This is a genomic window from Pseudomonas sp. PDM21 (assembly GCF_014852505.2).
Classification (GTDB): domain Bacteria; phylum Pseudomonadota; class Gammaproteobacteria; order Pseudomonadales; family Pseudomonadaceae; genus Pseudomonas.
Map to the genome: position 1 here is coordinate 6,484,957 of NZ_CM181223.1, position 18,199 is coordinate 6,503,155.

The 18,199-nt window shown below is 67.1% G+C and carries 18 protein-coding genes; 5 read left to right on the top strand and 13 right to left on the bottom strand.

What is annotated here, in order from left to right; all coding sequences use genetic code 11:
• Positions 1-1,212: a YeeE/YedE family protein gene (locus IB275_RS29915; protein WP_192294665.1), complete on the bottom strand. Its 1,212-nt coding sequence runs from the start codon at positions 1,210-1,212 to the stop codon at positions 1-3.
• 209 nt (positions 1,213-1,421) lie between these two features.
• Positions 1,422-2,882 (bottom strand): MocR-like pyridoxine biosynthesis transcription factor PdxR, encoded by a 1,461-nt coding sequence (gene pdxR / locus IB275_RS29920; RefSeq protein ID WP_192294663.1) that lies wholly within the window; start codon positions 2,880-2,882, stop codon positions 1,422-1,424.
• A 116-nt stretch (positions 2,883-2,998) separates the two neighbouring features.
• On the opposite strand from pdxR, the gene IB275_RS29925 reads away from it, so the two are divergent.
• The 3 genes from IB275_RS29925 to IB275_RS29935 all read left to right on the top strand — a co-directional run bounded on the left by IB275_RS29925 (position 2,999) and on the right by IB275_RS29935 (position 5,134).
• A complete protein-coding gene (locus IB275_RS29925) occupies positions 2,999-3,448 on the top strand; it encodes a GNAT family N-acetyltransferase (RefSeq protein WP_192294661.1) in 450 nt (149 codons plus the stop codon).
• Between the two features lie 12 nt (positions 3,449-3,460).
• Positions 3,461-4,141, top strand: coding sequence for a GNAT family N-acetyltransferase (locus IB275_RS29930; protein ID WP_192294659.1), 681 nt, complete (start codon positions 3,461-3,463; stop codon positions 4,139-4,141).
• Between the two features lie 81 nt (positions 4,142-4,222).
• Positions 4,223-5,134, top strand: coding sequence for a D-hexose-6-phosphate mutarotase (locus IB275_RS29935; protein ID WP_192294657.1), 912 nt, complete (start codon positions 4,223-4,225; stop codon positions 5,132-5,134).
• 66 nt (positions 5,135-5,200) lie between these two features.
• Here IB275_RS29935 and IB275_RS29940 read toward each other — a convergent pair whose 3' ends face one another.
• The 4 genes from IB275_RS29940 to purE all read right to left on the bottom strand — a co-directional run bounded on the left by IB275_RS29940 (position 5,201) and on the right by purE (position 7,863).
• Positions 5,201-5,743 carry a DUF3299 domain-containing protein gene (locus IB275_RS29940; protein ID WP_151188746.1) on the bottom strand — a complete coding sequence of 181 codons (543 nt, stop codon included), beginning with the start codon at positions 5,741-5,743 and terminating at the stop codon, positions 5,201-5,203.
• 85 nt (positions 5,744-5,828) lie between these two features.
• Positions 5,829-6,074 carry a GlsB/YeaQ/YmgE family stress response membrane protein gene (locus tag IB275_RS29945; RefSeq protein WP_081519143.1) on the bottom strand — a complete coding sequence of 82 codons (246 nt, stop codon included), beginning with the start codon at positions 6,072-6,074 and terminating at the stop codon, positions 5,829-5,831.
• 203 nt (positions 6,075-6,277) lie between these two features.
• Positions 6,278-7,363 carry a 5-(carboxyamino)imidazole ribonucleotide synthase gene (locus IB275_RS29950; protein ID WP_192294655.1) on the bottom strand — a complete coding sequence of 362 codons (1,086 nt, stop codon included), beginning with the start codon at positions 7,361-7,363 and terminating at the stop codon, positions 6,278-6,280.
• Between the two features lie 8 nt (positions 7,364-7,371).
• Complete coding sequence (purE, locus tag IB275_RS29955) at positions 7,372-7,863, bottom strand: 5-(carboxyamino)imidazole ribonucleotide mutase (protein WP_017521570.1); 492 nt, start codon at positions 7,861-7,863, stop codon at positions 7,372-7,374.
• Positions 7,864-8,180: 317 nt separating this feature from the next.
• On the opposite strand from purE, the gene adhP reads away from it, so the two are divergent.
• Positions 8,181-9,215, top strand: coding sequence for an alcohol dehydrogenase AdhP (gene adhP / locus IB275_RS29960; RefSeq protein WP_192294654.1), 1,035 nt, complete (start codon positions 8,181-8,183; stop codon positions 9,213-9,215).
• A 97-nt stretch (positions 9,216-9,312) separates the two neighbouring features.
• Here adhP and IB275_RS29965 read toward each other — a convergent pair whose 3' ends face one another.
• From IB275_RS29965 to IB275_RS29980, 4 genes are all read right to left on the bottom strand, one after another.
• On the bottom strand, positions 9,313-11,739 hold the full coding sequence (locus IB275_RS29965) for a TonB-dependent siderophore receptor (RefSeq protein ID WP_192294652.1): 2,427 nt from the start codon (positions 11,737-11,739) through the stop codon (positions 9,313-9,315).
• Between the two features lie 115 nt (positions 11,740-11,854).
• The gene (locus tag IB275_RS29970; protein WP_192294650.1) at positions 11,855-12,859 is read right to left on the bottom strand and encodes a FecR family protein; all 1,005 of its coding nucleotides are present in this window, start codon (positions 12,857-12,859) and stop codon (positions 11,855-11,857) included.
• Positions 12,856-13,443 (bottom strand): RNA polymerase sigma factor, encoded by a 588-nt coding sequence (locus IB275_RS29975; RefSeq protein ID WP_192294648.1) that lies wholly within the window; start codon positions 13,441-13,443, stop codon positions 12,856-12,858. The genes IB275_RS29970 and IB275_RS29975 overlap by 4 nt, the downstream gene beginning before the upstream one ends.
• Positions 13,444-13,569: 126 nt before the next feature.
• On the bottom strand, positions 13,570-14,484 hold the full coding sequence (locus IB275_RS29980) for a LysR substrate-binding domain-containing protein (protein WP_184597678.1): 915 nt from the start codon (positions 14,482-14,484) through the stop codon (positions 13,570-13,572).
• Positions 14,485-14,695: 211 nt separating this feature from the next.
• On the opposite strand from IB275_RS29980, the gene aspA reads away from it, so the two are divergent.
• The gene (gene aspA / locus IB275_RS29985; RefSeq protein ID WP_192294646.1) at positions 14,696-16,120 is read left to right on the top strand and encodes an aspartate ammonia-lyase; all 1,425 of its coding nucleotides are present in this window, start codon (positions 14,696-14,698) and stop codon (positions 16,118-16,120) included.
• Positions 16,121-16,583: 463 nt separating this feature from the next.
• Here the strand turns inward: aspA and IB275_RS29990 are convergent, their stop codons facing one another.
• The 3 genes from IB275_RS29990 to etfB all read right to left on the bottom strand — a co-directional run bounded on the left by IB275_RS29990 (position 16,584) and on the right by etfB (position 18,148).
• Positions 16,584-16,880 (bottom strand): cell division protein ZapA, encoded by a 297-nt coding sequence (locus IB275_RS29990; RefSeq protein ID WP_081519136.1) that lies wholly within the window; start codon positions 16,878-16,880, stop codon positions 16,584-16,586.
• Positions 16,877-17,107 carry a hypothetical protein gene (locus IB275_RS29995; RefSeq protein ID WP_138213642.1) on the bottom strand — a complete coding sequence of 77 codons (231 nt, stop codon included), beginning with the start codon at positions 17,105-17,107 and terminating at the stop codon, positions 16,877-16,879. The genes IB275_RS29990 and IB275_RS29995 overlap by 4 nt, the downstream gene beginning before the upstream one ends.
• 264 nt (positions 17,108-17,371) lie before the next feature.
• The gene (gene etfB / locus IB275_RS30000; protein ID WP_138213641.1) at positions 17,372-18,148 is read right to left on the bottom strand and encodes an electron transfer flavoprotein subunit beta; all 777 of its coding nucleotides are present in this window, start codon (positions 18,146-18,148) and stop codon (positions 17,372-17,374) included.
• Between the last annotated feature and the right edge of the window lie 51 nt (positions 18,149-18,199).

Consider the following 18,199-nt stretch of genomic DNA (forward strand, 5'->3'; position numbering starts at 1 on the left):
TCAGCAGCCGGTCAGGCGCGCTTCCACGCGCTCGGCGGGGAAGAAGATCGGGCGCAGACGCACGCCCACCGCGTTGCCGAAGAACGCCGCCACCAGCCACAGCCAGCCGTGCAGGCTGCCGGAAGCGATGCCGCTGAAGTACGCGCCGATGTTGCAGCCGTAGGCCAGGCGCGCGCCGTAGCCCAGCAGCAGGCCGCCGATGACGGCTGCGATCAGCGAGCGTGCCGGGATCTTCAGACTCGGGGCGAAACGGCCGGCGAGACCGGCAGCCAGCAGCGCGCCGATCATGATGCCGAAGTCCATCACGCTGGTGACGTCCTGCCAGACCGGTGCGGCGAGCGCCTTGGCATTGGCTTCGACCTGCCAGAAGGCCCACTGGTCGACAGCGATGCCGAGGTTCTCGAACGCCTTCGCGCCCCACAGGGCAAAGGCCGAGGTGACGCCCCACGGACGCCCGGCCAGCGCCAGCGTGGCGAAGTTCAACAGCGCCAGCGCCACCGCGCCCCATACCAGCGGCCAGGGCCCCCGGAAGAGCCGGCCGATGCCCTTCTCACCGTTGCTGGCGATCAGCTCCAGCACGCCATGTCGGCGTCGCTCCAGCACCACGCTGACGGCGGCAATGGCGGCGAACAACACGAGGCTCAGCGCCAGCGCCGGGAACAGCCCCAGCGACTGCACGATGGAGGTCGGCGGCAGTGACGGCAGGGCGAACCACCAGCCGATGTGGTGAGTGGCGACCACCGAGCCGACGATGAAGAACAGCAGTGTCACCAGCATCCGCGCGTTGCCGCCGCCGACCGTGAACAGCGTGCCGGAAGCGCAGCCGCCACCCAGTTGCATGCCGATGCCGAAAATGAAGGCGCCGACGATGACCGACGTACCGGCGGGCGAGACCAGTCCCTTCACCGGCTCACCGAACAGCGTGCCGGCGGCCAGGGCCGGGAAGAACAGCAGCACGGCCAGCGCCAGCATCACCATCTGCGCACGCAATCCGGCGCCACGGCGTTCACGGATGAACACGCGCCAGGCGGAGGTGAAGCCGAAGGCGGCGTGGTAGAGCGTCAGCCCCAGCGCGCCGCCGACCAGGAACAGCAACGCCTGCCGGCCACTCACCACCTGGGCGAGGAACAGCGCGCCCGCCAGCAGCAGGAGGAAGGCGATCCAGGGCGCTGTGGACTTGCGCTCGGGGACGGTGGACAGGGCTAGGCTCATGGCGACTCCGGGGCATTTTCAAGAGGGGCGATATTCTAGGGAGCGTAGTGGCTCCCGCCAACTTCGTAAGGCAGCTAAGGAAATAGCCGGGAGTTACAAGCCTCGGAGAAAGCCCGAGTTGAGCGTAGGGCGAATAACGCCCCAAGCGTTATCCGCCGCCCCACTGCGCCGGAGCTCGGACGGCGGATAACCGTGAACGGTTATTCGCCCTACGCTCGCGCCCAAGCCTTGCGCAGCGCCTTGAGCGCCTCAGCGATCCGCGCCTCCGGCACCGCTGCGAAGCCCAGCACCAGTCCGGCACGCTGATCCTCCGGCTCGACGGACTCCGGCAGCCAGTAGTCGCTCAGGGCATTCACCTCGACACCAACCGCCGCCGCGCGCTGCACCAGTTCCAGTTCGCGTTCGCGGCTGTCGACCCGCACGCACAGGTGCAAGCCTGCTTCCACCGCCGGCATCGGCGCGCAGCCAGCCACCTCCGGCCAACCGCGCAGCAAAGCGTCGCGACGGCTGCGAGCGGCTCGGCGCATGCGCCGGACATGACGCTGGAAATGCCCTTCGGCGATGAAGTCCGCCATCACCCGCTGGGTGCCGACCTCGGAATGCCGCACGTCCAGCGCGCGGCGACGGGCAAAGGCCTGCGCCAGCGCCGGCGGGACGACCAGATAGCCCAGGCGCAGCGCCGGGAAGGCGATCTTGCAGAAGGTGCCGACGTAGAGCACGCGGTCATGGCGATCCAGCGCCGCCAGCGGCATCAGCGGCGTCCCGCTGTAGCGGTACTCGCCGTCGTAGTCGTCCTCGACTATCCAGCCGCCGCTGCGCTCGGCCCACTCCAGCAGCTCCAGTCGCCGCGCCAGCGACAGGGTTACGCCGGTGGGGTACTGGTGCGAGGGCGTGACGTAGACCAGCCGGCAGTTCGGCAGCTGTTCCAGCTGCGCCGTGCACAGGCCATCGGCATCCACCGGCATACCATGCAGGCGCGCACCCGCCGTGGCGAAAGCATGGCCGGCGGCGCGGTAGCCGGGATTCTCGATGGCCGCGCCGTCACCTTCGGCGAGCAGCACCTGGGCGCACAGCGCGATGCCCTGCTGGGCGCCGCTGGTAATGATGATCTGCCCGGCGTCGCAATGCAGGCCACGGGTGGTGCGCAGGTAGGCGGCGACCAGCTCGCGCAGGCGCTGCTCGCCAGCCGGGTCGCCGTAACCCAGGCAATCCAGCGGCGGATCACGCCAGAAGCGCGCCTGCAGCCGCGCCCAGGTATCGAAGGGGAAGAGGTCGAAGGCCGGCACGCCGACCCGGAACGCCCGTGGCGCGCCGGTGGGCGGCAGCGGCAGATGGTGCCGCGCGAGGCGCTCCAGGGATGGCGCATCTGCGCTGCGTGTTTCGCTGCGCACGGCTTCGACCGAGGGCTGCACACGCTCTGCCACGTAGGTGCCATCGCCGGTGCGGCCTTCGATGTAACCCTCGGCGTAGAGCTGCTCGTAGGCGCGCACCACAGTATTGCGCGAAACCCCCAGCGATGAGGCCAGGTCGCGGCTGGCCGGCAGCCGCGAGCGGGCCGCCAGGCGCCCGTCGAGGATGCGCTCGCGCAATGCCTGGAACAGCTGTACGCCCAATGGGCGAGCCGGATCGAGGCGGATACCGGAGGGGTTGAAGGGCAACGGGACGCTCATGGAGACGGCTTCCAGACGGCGGCAATGGTTCCCTTGATTTCACCATGAATGGCTCTTTAGCAGAACCAATTCCCGACCTAGTCTGGAAGCATTCCAACGCACACAAGGTTGTCAGCATGTCTTCCGCCATCGAGATCCGTCCGATCAGCGCCGCTGATCACGCCGCCTGGCTGCCGCTCTGGCAGGGCTACCAGCACTTCTACAAGACCACCATCGACGAGGCCACCACGGCCATCACCTGGCAGCGCTTCCTCGATGCGGCCGAACCGATGCACGCGGCCCTCGCCTGGCGCGACGGGGTGGCCATCGGCATGGTGCACTTCATCTACCACCGTTCCTGCTGGACCCAGGGCGACTACGTCTACCTGCAGGACCTGTTCGTTGCCGAAGGCCAGCGCGGAGGCGGCATCGGCGCGCAGCTGATCGAGCACGTCTACGCCGACGCCCGCGCCAATGGCGCCTCGCGGGTGCACTGGCTGACCCACGAGAGCAACACCGACGCCATGTTCCTCTATGACCGGATCGCCGACCGCTCCGGGTTCGTCCAGTACCGCAAGATCCTCTGAGCCGGAGCGCCGATGAACGACCAACCCCTGCTGAACTGGCGTCCCGCCGCCAGCCCCGAACGCCGCACCTTGACCGGCCGCACTATCAACCTGGCGCCCCTGGACGTCACCCTCCACGGCGATGATCTGTGGCAAGCGCTGCAAGGTCCGGACTCCGATCCGCTGCTGTGGGACTACCTGCCCTACGGCCCCTTCCCCGAGCGCGCGCCTTTTGACGCCTGGCTGGCGGGCAACGCAGCGAGCAACGACCCGCTGTTCTTCGCCGTGATCGACCGCACCAGCGGCCGCGCCGTCGGCCTGCTCAGCTACCTGCGGATCTTCCCGAAAGACGGCAGCATCGAGATAGGCCACATCGCCTACGGCCGCGTGATGCAGCGCTCGCCCGCCTCCACCGAAGCGGTCTACCTGCTGGCCCGCTGGGCCTTCGAAATGGGCTACCGCCGCCTGGAATGGAAGTGCAACGCGCTCAATGCCCGCTCCATGCGCGCCGCCGTGCGCCTGGGTTTCGTCTTCGAGGGCACCTTCCGTCAGGCCACGGTGGTCAAGGACCGTAACCGCGATACCGCGTGGTTTTCCATCATCGACAGCGAGTGGCCGCGTTGCCAGCGGGCCTTCGAACGTTGGCTGGACGCCGCCAACCTCGATGCCGACGGTCAGCAGCGCGAACGGCTCGAAGACCTGCGCCAGAGCTGATCTTTTCATTCTCCGGGAACTGCCCGCTGCGCGAAGGATCGGTGATACTGAAACTTTCGCAGCGCAGTCCCGGAGCCCCCCATGAGCAGCGACATCCAGACTCCCCGCGTCGAGCAGGTACAGATCGATCAACTGTCCTGCTGGCGCATCCACACCGCTTATGGTGAAGCCCTGATCGCCCAGCAGGGTGCGCAACTGCTCAGTTACCAGCCCCACGAACAGCCGCCGCTGGTGTGGCTGAGCGAGACCGCCGAGTACCGCCACGGCCAATCCGTGCGCGGCGGCGTGCCGGTGTGCTGGCCGTGGTTCGGCAACCTGGACCGCAACCCGGTGGACATCCGCACCGCCTACCAGAGCGACAAGCCGCCGGCCCACGGCCTGGTGCGCGCCCTCGACTGGCAGCTGGACGACATCGCCGACGAGCTGGGCCAGCTGTCGGTGCACTTCAGCTACGACGCAAGCCAGGGACTGCCCGGCTGGGCTCACTCGGCGCGGCTGGAGCTGGTGATGCGCTTCGGCGAACGCCTGACCCTGGAAATGACCACCCACAACCTGGGCGACACGCCGCTGCCGATCAGCCAGGCGCTGCATACCTACTTCGCCGTCAGCGACGTGCGCCAGGCCAGCATCGACGGACTGCAGGGCTGCCGCTATGTGGAAACCCTGGAGAAATGGGAGCTGCGCGACCAGCACGGTCTGGTGCGCTTCAACGGCGAAACCGACCGCATCTACCTGGACGTGGAGAAACCGCTGGTGATCCGCGACCCGGCCTGGGAGCGCGGCATTCACATCCAGGCCAGCGGCTCGCGCTCGGCGGTGGTGTGGAACCCCTGGATCGACAAGGCCGCGCGCCTGTCGCAGTTCGAGAACGACGCCTGGCAGGGCATGCTCTGCATCGAGACAGCGCGGGTCTGGGACGACGTGATGAGCGTCGCGCCGGGGCGCAGCGAGACGATGAAGGTGGAAATCTGGGGCGAGCCGCTGAAGGCCTGATGGCCTTGCAGGGCGGATAACCCGTTCCCGGTTATTCGCCCTGCATTCCCGCCCTACGAAAACGCTTCACAGATCGCTCTCTTCCACCGGCCGCACCTTGGCGTCGTCGATGGCGTAGGCCGCGTCGGCCAGGTCATTGCTGACCTTCTCCACCTTCAGCGTGCCGCTGACCCAGATCGGGTTGTAGATATCGTCGATCTGAATGCCCTTGGGGTAGCGCACCAGCACGATCTGGTTCGGCGGCGGCGGCGGCACGTGGATGCAGGCGCCCGGGTAAGGCACCAGGAAGAACTCGGTGACACGGCCCTTGGCGTCGTTCTCCAGCGGCACAGGGTAGCCGCCCAGCCGCAACGCCTTGCCGTTCAGCGCGGCCACGGTTCTGGTCGAATACATCACCTGCGGCAGCTTCTTGTCGGACTGCTTCAGCCCGCCCTTGCTGGTGAAGGTGCCGTTGGCCTCGGGGCCGTTGTGGGTGATTTCCGGCATGTCCTCCAGCGCCTTGCGGTCGCTCGGCGGCATCAGGGACAGCCAGTCGGTTTCGGGAAGTTCGGCGGCGGACGCCAGGGAAGTCAGCAGGATCAGACAGCAGGCGAGCAGTGGTCGGCGCATCGTGGACTCGAAGGGCCCGGTCGGGCACAGGCGGCAGGGGCTTCCTGCGCCCTCCCCCTGAGCGGGAGAGGGGCGGAAATCACCGTCAATTCTTCTTGATCAGGCCGTAAATGACCAGCAGCACGATGGCGCCGATCACCGCGCCGATGAAGCCCGCCGCCTGACCGGCCGCGTAGATGCCGAGCGCCTGGCCGCCGTAGGTCGCCAGCAGCGAGCCGCCGATGCCGATCAGGATGGTCATGATCCAGCCCATGCTGTCGTCGCCCGGCTTCAGAAAGCGTGCGATGAGTCCGACGATCAGGCCGATGACGATGGTTCCGATGAAGCCCATGACAGTCCCTCCTTGTGGGATGTGCGCGGCGTATTCGCGCGTGTCATGGGACAGTGTAGGAAAGCCTCGCGTTCCGTGTATTCCCGCGAGCCAGAGCGACCCGCAGTGTTTCGTGGGCCTTACAGCACTCCGCCGATCGCCCATGAAAAAAGCCGCGTCAGCGATTGACGCGGCTTTCTCCTGTCACCCGGATCGACGGGCCGTCAGGCCTTGGCGATCAGCGCCTCGACTTCGGCGATGCGCGCCTTCAGGGTCGGCAGGTCGGCGCTGCGCAGGGTGGCGTGGCCAACCTTGCGCCCGGCTTTGAAAGCCTTGCCGTAGTGGTGCAGGTGGCAGTCGGCGATGTTCAGCACCTCGGCCACCGGCGGGACTTCGCCGATGAAGTTGAGCATGGCGCTCTCGCCCACTTTCGCGGTCGAGCCCAGCGGCAGGCCGGCGATGGCACGCACGTGGTTCTCGAACTGGCTGCACTCGGAACCTTCGATGGTCCAGTGGCCGGAGTTGTGCACGCGCGGGGCGATTTCGTTGGCCTTCAGGCCGCCGTCGACTTCGAAGAACTCGAAAGCCATCACGCCAACGTACTGCAGCTTGTCCAGCACGCGGCCGACGTAGTCTTCGGCCAGCGCCTGCAGCGGGTGCCCGGTGCTCGCCACGGAGAGGCGCAGGATGCCGTTCTCGTGGGTGTTGTGCACCAGCGGGTAGAAGCGTGTCTCGCCGTCGCGGGCGCGTACCGCCACCAGCGAGACTTCGCCGGTGAAGGGCACGAAACCTTCGAGGATGCACGGCACGCTGCCCAGTTCGGCGAAGGCGCCGGTGACGTCCTCGGCCTTGCGCAGGACCTTCTGGCCCTTGCCGTCGTAGCCCAGGGTGCGGGTCTTCATCACCGCCGGCAGGCCGATGCTGGCTACCGCGGCGTCGAGGTCGGCCTGGGACTGCACGTCGGCGAAGGCCGGGGTCGGGATGCCCAGGTCATTGAACATGGACTTCTCGAACCAGCGGTCGCGGGCGATGCGCAGCGACTCGGCGTTCGGATAGACCGGCACGAACTGCGAGAGGAAAGCCACGGTCTCGGCCGGCACGCTCTCGAACTCGAAGGTCACCACGTCGACTTCATCGGCCAGCTGGCGCAGGTGGTCCTGGTCGCTGTAGTCAGCGCGGATGTGCTCGCCCAGGGCTTGCGCGCAGGCGTCCGGCGCCGGGTCGAGGAAGGCGAAGTTCATGCCCAGCGGGGTACCCGCCAGGGACAGCATGCGGCCCAGCTGGCCGCCACCGATGACACCGATCTTCATGGTCGTACTCAGGCCTCGCGCGGATCGGGATTGTCCAGCACCGTCTCGGTCTGGGTGGCGCGGAACTGCTTCAGCGCCTCGTGGTATTGGGGGTACTTGGCGCCCAGGATGCTGGCGGAAAGCAGGGCTGCGTTGGTCGCGCCGGCCTTGCCGATGGCCAGGGTGGCGACCGGGACGCCGGCGGGCATCTGCACGATGGACAGCAGCGAATCGACGCCCGAGAGCATGGAGGACTGTACCGGCACGCCGAGGACCGGCAGGTGGGTCTTGGCGGCGCACATGCCCGGCAGGTGGGCGGCACCGCCGGCACCGGCGATGATCACTTCGATGCCACGGCCATCGGCCTCTTCGGCGTACTGGAAGAGCAGGTCCGGAGTACGGTGGGCGGAGACCACCTTCACTTCATACGGAATGCCGAGCTTGTCCAGCATGTCTGCGGTGTGGCTCAGGGTGCTCCAGTCGGATTTGGAACCCATGATCACGCCAACCAGTGCGCTCATCGTCGTGCCTCTCTCAAGTGCGCTCTTGGGCGCGTCAGAAACCAACAAGCCACGCTCGTCGGAGGCGTGGCTTGTACGTGGCCAAACCGGCGGGCAGTGCCGGCTTGAAGGCGGCGCAGTATACCGCAAAGGATGTGGCGCAGTGCACTGGGCATGACCGTTGGTCCCGATTTCGTCATTCCGCCATCGACGATGCCTGCGACGACCTCGGAAAAGCTTGCCGCAGCTCAAGATGGCCTAGGCTCAGAGGCTCAGACTCGTCTGACACGAACCTGCCCGGATGGGGCAGGTCCCTCACCCTTCAAGGAGCGAGCGCAATGTCCACGACCCTGCCCACGACCATGAAAGCCGCTGTCGTCCACGCCTTTGGCGAGCCACTGCGGATCGAGGAAGTCAAAGTCCCGCTGCCCGGCCCCGGGCAGATCCTGGTGAAGATTGAGGCGTCCGGCGTCTGCCACACCGACCTGCACGCCGCCGAAGGCGACTGGCCGGTGAAGCCGAGCCTGCCGTTCATTCCCGGCCATGAAGGCGTCGGTTTCGTCGCTGCAGTCGGCTCCGGCGTCACCCGCGTGAAGGAAGGCGACCGCGTCGGCGTGCCCTGGCTGTATACCGCCTGCGGCTGCTGCGAACACTGCCTGACCGGCTGGGAAACCCTCTGCGAGAGCCAGCAGAACACCGGCTATTCGGTAAACGGTGGCTATGCCGAATACGTGCTGGCGGACCCGAACTACGTCGGCATCCTGCCCAAGGACGTCAGCTTCCTGGAAATCGCGCCGATCCTCTGCGCGGGCGTCACCGTCTACAAGGGCCTGAAGGAAACCGGCGCGCGCCCCGGCCAGTGGGTGGCGATCTCCGGAATCGGTGGCCTCGGCCACGTGGCCGTGCAGTACGCCAAGGCCATGGGCCTGCATGTGGTGGCGGTGGACGTGGATGATGCCAAGCTGGAGCTCGCCAAGCGCCTGGGCGCCAGCCTGACCGTCAACGCGAAGAAGGAGGACCCGGTCGAGGTGGTGCAGCGCGATATCGGAGGCGCCCACGGCGTGCTGGTCACGGCGGTATCCAACAGCGCCTTCGGCCAGGGCATCGGCATGGCCCGTCGCGGCGGCACCGTGTCGCTGGTCGGCCTGCCGCCGGGCGATTTCCCCACGCCGATCTTCGACGTGGTGCTCAAGGGCCTGCACATCACCGGCTCCATCGTCGGCACCCGTGCCGACCTGCAGGAAGCCCTGGACTTCGCAGGTGAAGGCCTGGTGAAGGCCACCGTCGCCTCCGGCAAGCTGGATGACATCAACGCCATTCTCGACCGCATGCGCGCCGGGCAGATCGAAGGGCGGATCGTGGTCGAGATGTAGGCCTCTGCGCGAGGTGGACTCCTACCCCGCGCCTCACCTGTAGGGCGAGTAACCCGGAACGGGTTATCCGCCCTACAAAGCGAACGCGTCTTCCGGATCAGAACTCCACGGTGGTCGAGAATTCGAACTGCCGCGGTTCGCCGATGGCCACGTAGAGGTTGTTTGCCGCCGACGGGTAGTAGGTGCGGTCGAACAGGTTCTTCACGTTGAACTGGAAGCCGACGTTATGCCCGCCCAGCTTGGTGTCGTAGCTGGCGAAAGCATCGGCCACGGTGTAGGACGGCAGCTCGAAGGAGTTGGACGGGTCGCCCGCGCGCTTGCCCACATAGCGCGCGCCGCCCCCAAGACGCAGATCGTCGCCGCCGAGCAGCGAGCCGGCGTCGTACACCGCCGTCAGCGAGGCGGTTTCCTTCGCCACGTTCTGCAGGCGGTTGCCTTCCAGCTCAGGGTCATCGGTCACTTCCGCGTCCAGCCAGGCGTAGCTGCCGAGCAGGCTCCAGCTTTCGCTCAGTTGGCCGGTCACATCCAGCTCGGCGCCATAGGAGCGCACCTTGCCGGCGGTGCTGACGCGGCTGTCGCCGTTGGCGTCGAGCTGGGTGACCATCACGTTGCGCTTGCGGATATCGAAGAACGCCAGGTTCGCGGTGACGCGGCCGGGAATGTCGAGCTTGCCGCCGATTTCCCAGGACGAAGCCTCCTCAGGCTGGATCGCCGAGTCGATCACCTCGCCGGTGGAGAGCGGCGCAATGGTGGAGTTGGGCTTGAACGACTGGGTGTAGCTGCCATACAGCGAGACCTCGTCGTTGATCTTGTAGACCACACCCGCGCGCGGCACCCACTTCTGCCCGCTGATGTCGGTGTTGGCCTTGAACGGCCGGCCGCGCCCGGCGTACTGGTCGTACATCTGGTAGCGCCCGCCGGCGACCAGAATCCAGTGGTCGTCCAGGTGCCAGGAATCCTGCAGGAACAGTGAGTCGCTGCGCAGCTTGTCGGTCTGGTCGCTGTCATTGGCGCTGACGCTGGTAGCGGGAGAAATCTGCCCGTAGACCGGGTCGAGGTAGCTCAGCGTGGTGTTCTTGGTGTCGCGGATCAGGTCGGCGCGGTAGATCTTGCGCTTCTCGCTGTCGATGCCGACCACCAGCTCGTGGCGAAATCCACCCAGTTGCAGGTCGCCGTTCAGGCTGGCGGTGGCGAAACTGTCGCTGCTCACCGCGCCGTGGGTTCCATCAACGCGGCGGGTCACGGTGCCGTTGCTGTTCACCTTGGTCACCCGCGCCTGGTTGTCGTCGTAGGTCTCGCGGGTCCAGCCGTAGGCGAGGTGCGCCTTCCAGGCATCGTCGAGACGGTGTTCGATGTCCAGGCGGCTCAGGTCGGAGCGGCCTTCGGTGATGTTGAACGGCTCGTCCAGCCGGCGGGTGCGCGGGATATCCAGCGGCCTGTTGGTACGCGGGTCGATGGCGGTGCCACGGTCGAACGGCGTCTTGAACTCGCGATGCTCGTAGCTGAGGTTGACCGTGGTGTCCTCGCCGAACCAGGCCAGCGACGGCGCGACGAGGGTCTCGCGCTGCTGGCCGAAATTGCGCCAGTAGTTCTCGTCCTGGTGATCGACGATCAGCCGGTAGGCCAGGTTGCTTTCACCCAGCGCGCCGGTGCTGTCGACCTGCGCACCACTGCCCTGCTTGCCATGGGCGAAGGTCGAGCCGCGCAGGGTGACGGCGTTGTACTGCTGCAGCTGCGGCTTCTTGCTCACCACGTTGACCACGCCGCCCGGGTCCTGGATGCCGTAGAGCATGGAGGCCGGGCCCTTGAGCACCTCGACGTGATCGGCGGTGGCGGTGAGGTTGCGGCCCAGCACCGAGGGCAGTCCATCACGCATGATCGAGCCGTCGCGGTTGTCGCCGAAGCCGCGCTTCATTACCGCATCCTGGGTGCCGCCGAGGGTATTGGCCTGGGTCACGCCGCTGATGTTGCCCAGCGCGTCGTCGAGGTTGCGCGGCTTCTGGTCGCGCAGCGCCTGCGCCGGGACGGTGACGATGCTCTGCGGAGTCTCCAGCACCGGCGTGTCGCTGCGGCCGATGGAAGCCACCGGCTCCGGCTGGTAGCTGGTGGCGGCGGCCTGGCCGGTGACGGTGGTGTCGGTCAGGCTCAGGGGATCGGCGGGCAGGCGCTCCAGGGTCAGGGTATGACCGTCGAGGGCGCGGAAGCGGTAGCCGGAACCAGCGAGCAGGCGGTTCAGCGCGTCGTTGGCGCTGAGCTGGCCAGAGACTGCCGGGGCCTTGAGGTCGTACGGCGTTTCATCGGTGTAGACCACGCTCAGGCCGGTCACCCGGCTGAACTCGCTGAGCGCCTGGGGCAGCGGCTGGGCGGTGATGGCGAACCCATGTTTCGCCAGTAGCGCGGAGCTGGCGGCGACTTCATCCGCCAACGCGGCCGGCGCCTGCGCGGCGACCAGGGCGGTGCCGAGCACGAAGGCGGCGAGCGGTTTCAGGGACAGTTCGGGGACAGCGCGGCGCAGCGGGGTCATCGGGGGCTCACTTGCTCGAAAGGTCGACTTCACATGCGAATAAATCGCATTCATGACCACTACACGGAGCAGCCGCCTCGGTACCTCATCCCTTTTTCGAAAATATTTTCCGCGCTCAGCGAATCAGCACGAAACGCCCGAGCAGCGGCTGCTGGCGGAAGCCCACCACCGCCTGCAGCGAATCCAGCGCAGCCTGTGGGTCGGCGCTGCGGAAACTGCCGCTGACCCGACGCTGCGCCAGTTCGTTATCGAGCAGCACGATGCGCCCCGGATAGTAGGTACCCAGGCGCTCCAGCACCTCGCCCAACGGCGCGCGGTAGAAGGTCAGCCAGCCCTGTCGCCAGGCCAGCGCGGCCTGGGCGTCGGCGGGCTGCGCGTCGCCCAGTTTCGTGCCGTCGATACCGACGCGTTCGCCCGCGCCGAGCACCACTTCCGGCACGCCCACCGCGCGGCTGCCACGCACCGAGACGCGGCCTTCGGCGACGGTGACACGGGTCTGCTCGCCCAGGCGACGGACTTCGAATTCGGTGCCCAGCACCCGCGCTTCGCTTTCGCCCGCACGCACCACGAAGGGCTTGGGCAGGTGCTTCACGGCAAAGGAGGCGGCGCCGCGCAACAGCTCGACGCGGCGTTGCTCGCCATCCAGGGAGACGGCAACGGCGCTGTCGGCATCCAGGGTCAGGCGCGAGCCGTCATCCAGGGTGATCTCGCGCACTTCGCCCGGCGCGCTGACGTAGTCGGCGGAGAGGTCGGTGAGCCAGTTGCCCGGCGACCACCAGCCACCGGTCCAGAGCATCAGCAGCAGGCAGGCGGCGCTGGCCAGGGGATAGCCCCAGCGTCGGTGATTGGGTTGCGCGCGGCGGATGGCGGGACGATCCATCTGCGCCAGATAGGCGTTCAGGGCAGCATCCTCCTCCACCGCCAGCCGTTGCGCCGGTGCGGCACTGGCCTGCCACAGCGCATCGACTTCGGCATAGGCGCTGGCGTGCCGGGGATCAGCCGCCAGCCAGGCCTGGAAAGCACCCAGCCAGGCTTCGCCGCCGCGATCCTGCAAACGCAGCAGCCACTGGCGCGCCTGACGCTGGGCGTCCTCGGGCGAGGTGGCGATTTCGGGCTTCATCGGTCGGCGGCTCCACGGCGATTGGCCGGCGCGGCGGGCAACAGGCTCGCCTTGCAGGCATCGAGGGCGCGCATCATATGTTTTTCCACCGCGCTCTGGGAAAGCCCCATGGCCGTGGCGATCTCGCCGTAGGTGCGGCCGTGTACGCGGCTGAGCAGGAAAATGTGGCGGGTGCGCTCGGGCAACTGGCGCAGGGCGTCTTCTATGAGGTCCAGGTCGGCACCGGCCTGCACCGCCTGTTCGGGCGAAGGCTGGGCATCGTCGTCATCGGGCAGCAGCGCGCTCAGGGTGCGACCGCGCGAGTCCTCGCCGCGCAGATGGTCGATGGCGAGGTTGCGCGCACTGCGCAGCAGGTAGCTGCCGAGTTCTTCCACCGGCGCCTGAGGACGCTTCCAGAAGCGCAGGAACAGGTCCTGCACCAGGTCCGCCGCCGTGGCGCGGCAACCGACGCGACGCTGCACCAGCGCCTCCATGCGCGGGCGCTGGGACAGGAATACCTGCAGGAAATCCTCGCGCGGCATCGCCTCGGCGGGCGCCGGGGCGTCCGCGGCACGGGAGTCGGCCGGGCGGTCGGAATGGGGCATCGGGGATGGAAGCTCGCCAGCGGTTCGCACCGAAGCCGGCGCGAGGGGAAGACCCTGGAAAGCCGCAAATGATAATGCTTATCAAATAAACGGAACAGTCCCGGTCGTCCGCCTCAGTCCTGCGGATCAAGGCGTCTCGTCAAGCCCCAGGCCGCCTTCCAGCTTGCGCCAGAGCAGGCGAATCTGCGCCTTGCGCACCAGCGCGCAGCGGTACAGGCGGATTTCCTGCGGGACGATCCAGTGCGGACCGCCGCACAGCGCCAGCTCGCCGCGCGCCAGCTCCGACTCCATGCTCAGGCGCGGCACCCAGGCCACGCCCATGCCCTGGAGCGCCATGCTCTTCAGGCTGTCGGCCATCGCCGTTTCATAGACAGTGGTGTAGCGCAGGTTGCGCTGGCGCAGCAGCAGGTTCACCCCGCGCCCGAGGAAGGCGCCGGCGCTGTACGCCAGCAGCGGCACGCTCTGCCCGCTGTCCAGGTCGTAGAGCGGCACGCCGGCGGAGTTCACCGCGCAAACCGGCAGCATCTCGGTGCGCCCCAGGTGCAGCGAGGGGAAGACTTCCGGGTCCATCTGCAGCGCGGCGTCCGGGTCGTAGAAGGCCATCATCAGATCGCAGCCGCCTTCACGCAGCAGGTGCACCGCCTCGCCGACGTTGGTCGCCACCAGGCGGCTGGCGATGTTCAGGCCCTCGGAGCGCAGGCGCGCGATCCACGCCGGGAAGAAGCCCAGCGCCAGGGAGTGCGCGGCGGCGAACTGCAGCACCTCGCCCTGCCCGCCTTCCAGATGATGCAGGTGGCGCACCACCTGGCCGAGCTGCTCGACCACCGCGCGGGCGGTGACCAGGAACAGCTGACCGGCCTCGGTCAGCTCGATGGGCGTGCGCTGGCGGTTCACCAGGGTCAGGCCGAGGGCGTCCTCCAGGCTGCGGATGCGCCGGCTGAAGGCCGGCTGCGTCACGAAGCGCTTTTCAGCGGCCTGGGAAAAACTGCGGGTGGTGGCCAGGGTGCTGAAATCTTCCAGCCATTTGGTCTCGAGGTTCACGTCAACTCCAACGCTGTCACACGCTGATCGATTGGTCAGGAGCCGGGCGCGCGTAGCACAGTCACACGCTCGCCGTCATCAATTCGTCACAGGGTACATTATGCCGTTCGTGCATGAGGCAGCCTTTAACAGCATTGGCCGACGAAAGGCGAAATCCCTAGTCTACCGGGCATCGCGGCACTGGCCGTGTTCCTTTGAGACAATCTCTGTCATGTCCCCTGTTGCATCGTTCCGCATCGAGAAAGACCTCCTCGGCACCCTCGAAGTACCTTCTGACGCCTACTTCGGCATTCAGACCCTGCGCGCTGTGAACAACTTCCGCCTCTCGGGCGTGCCGCTGTCGCACTACCCGAAACTGGTCGTCGCCCTGGCGATGGTCAAGCAGGCGGCAGCCGATGCCAACCACAAGCTCGGCCACCTGCCGGCAGACAAGCACGCCGCCATCAGCGAAGCCTGTGCCCGTCTGATCCGTGGCGATTTCCACGACCAGTTCGTGGTGGACATGATCCAGGGTGGCGCCGGCACCTCGACCAACATGAACGCGAACGAAGTCATCGCGAACATCGCGCTCGAAGCCATGGGCCACACCAAGGGTGAGTACAAGCACCTGCACCCGAACAACGACGTGAACATGGCGCAGTCGACCAACGACGCGTACCCGACCGCCATCCGCCTGGGCCTGCTGCTCGGCCACGACACCCTGCTGGCCAGCCTCGACAGCCTGATCCAGGCCTTCGCCGCCAAGGGCGTCGAGTTCGCCAGCGTACTGAAGATGGGCCGTACCCAGCTGCAGGACGCGGTGCCGATGACCCTCGGCCAGGAATTCCACGCCTTCGCCACCACCCTGAGCGAAGATCTCGACCGCCTGCGTCGCCTGGCGCCGGAGCTGCTGACCGAAGTGAACCTCGGCGGCACCGCGATCGGCACCGGCATCAACGCCGACCCCGGCTACCAGAAGCTGGCCGTCGAGCGCCTGGCTGAAATCAGCGGCCACCCGGTCGTCCCGGCCGCCGACCTGATCGAAGCCACCTCCGACATGGGCGCCTTCGTGCTGTTCTCCGGCATGCTCAAGCGCACCGCGGTCAAGCTGTCGAAGATCTGCAACGACCTGCGCCTGCTGTCCAGCGGCCCGCGCACCGGCATCAACGAGATCAACCTGCCGCCGCGTCAGCCGGGCAGCTCGATCATGCCGGGCAAGGTCAACCCGGTGATCCCGGAGGCGGTGAACATGTGCGCCTTCGAAATCATGGGCAACGACCTGGCGCTGACCATCGCTGCCGAAGGCGGCCAGCTGCAGCTGAACGTGATGGAGCCGCTGATCGCCTACAAGATCTTCGACTCGATCCGCCTGCTCCAGCGCGCCATGGACATGCTGCGCGAGCATTGCATCACCGGCATCACCGCCAACGTCGAGCGCTGCCACCAACTGGTGGAGCACAGCATCGGCCTGGTCACCGCGCTGAACCCGTACATCGGCTACGAGAACTCCACCCGCATCGCCAAGATCGCGCTGGAAACCGGCCGCGGCGTACTGGAACTGGTTCGCGAGGAACAGCTGCTGGACGAAGCCACCCTGGCCGACATCCTGCTGCCGGAAAACATGATCGCCCCGCGCCTGATTCCGCTGCGCGCCTGATCACCCGCCCGGTGCGAGCCGGGCACGTCTCACCGGTTGAGGGGGAGTACTCCTTCCTCACCTTTCAGGGATTGGTTACCCCCACTCCCTTCTTTTATGCCCGGCGCGGCGGACTTGTCCGAAGCGCCACGTCTCACCGGTTGAGGGGCCTCTTGGCCCACTCTCCTTTAGAAGGGACACCGCTTACCCCGGTGTCCCCTTTTTTTTGCCTGCGTTTCGGGCAAGACGAAAAGCATTGCGGACGGATAGCTCTGCGCTCGGGTCGGCCCTCACCCTAACCCTCTCCCAGGGGGAGAGGGGACCGTCAGGTGCGGGCGGAAACCATAGCGTCAGCCGGCACAATCTGCTCCCTCTCCCTCCGGGAGAGGGCTGGGGTGAGGGAATGGCGCAGTCACGGACTCACCCGTGACAAGAGGGCGCGTCCCAGGGCAGTGCCTATAGGAGCGAGAAGGCCCGGCGGGAATCAGTCCTGCCGTTGCAGGTGATCGAGAATCCGGCGGTTGAGGGCGGCGATACGCTCCACGGCGTCCGCCTCGTCGCACTCCCCGTCCTGCGCACCGAGCTGACGGGCACAGAGGTTGAGCGCGGAAAGCACCATCAGCTCATTGCTGGTGACGTAGGGGAATTTCTTCTTGCTGGCGGTGATCTCCGCCTGCAACAGCGCGGCCGCGTCCTGCAGCCGGCGCTCTTCACCGGCCGGCGCCCGGACGCTGTATTCGCGCCCGAGGATGCGCAGGACGCGGACGCCGTCGCCACTCATGCGTGGGCGCGGCTGTCGCTGACGCGGCGGATCAGCGCCTGCAGGCGGGTGGCCGTGGCGTTGTGCTTCTCTTCCTGCTCCATCAGGGACAGCTGCAGGCTGTCGTTTTCCTCACGGGCCTTGAGCAGCTCTTCACGCACAGCGGCGTTGTCCTGCACCAGCACTTCGTTCTGCTGCAGCAGTTCGGCGACCAGCTGTTCAAGTTGTTCGAGGGTGGAATCAAGCATGGGAGCCTCCGCAAAGCCTTTCAAAGGGTGCGGAGGATAAAGAAAGGGGCGCGGCGGGGCCAGCAGAAACGGGAATCTTCTGACAAGCCGTATACTGTCAATTCAATAGCTTACGAGATAATTCTCGTGTCATTTCAATGATTTCCGGCCGCCAGCGTGATTTCGACCGGGAAATCGCCCGCAAGGTTCGCTGGCGCGGACATCTGCAGGAGAGAGCCATGCCCGCCATCGCGCCCATGGGGCGCTCCTAAAGGGAGCGCGGTATCAGACGCGGATCACACCCTCTTCGCGGAGCAACTTGAAGATCGCCTCGGCGCCCGCTTCAGCCGTGACGTCCTTGAGCACCTGCCCGGTGCCGCCGGAAGCCTTGGCGGTGGCGGCCTTCATGCGCTCGGCGCCGGTCTTCGCCTTGATCACCTTCAGGCGCTTGGGACGCGGGCGCGCCGGTTGCAGATTGCCTTCGGCGAGCAGCGGGTCGTCCAGCACTTCCACCTCGTGGGCTTCCAGGTAGCCGCGGCGGGCCGGGCCGAAGGCACTCTGGCGAGCCACCGGCGCGGCATTGTCGACGCTGGCGACGAAGGGCAGGCGAACCTTCAGCCGGCGGCGCTGGCCACGGGGCAAGGCCTGCAGCACCTGAGCGCTGCCGCCTTCGACCTTCTCCACTTCCGCCAGGCCGACCACCAGCGGCCAGCCCAGCCGCTCAGCCAGCAGGAACGGCAGCATGCCCGAGCCTTCGCCGGTTTCCGCCTGGGTGCCGGTGAGTACCAGTTGCGCATCGCTGTCGCCGAGGTAAGCCGCCAGCGCCGGCAGGGCGTCGGCGCCTGCGGGTTGCTCCAGCACCGCCAGCTCGTCCAGGCCCATGCCGAGGTAGCCGCGCAGCGCTTCCTCCCCGGCGTCGCCGGCATGCACCACCCGCAGGCGCTTGCCGGCAAGGCTCATGCCCAGCTCCACCGCGCGGGCATCCTGGTCGGCACGGCGCGCACGACCGGAGGCCGGGTGGGCGCCAATGGAAACCAGGGCGACGATATTCAGGTCGTTCATGCTGCAATCTCGACGTAGGGCGAATAACGCGCAGCGTTATCCGCCGTTGTG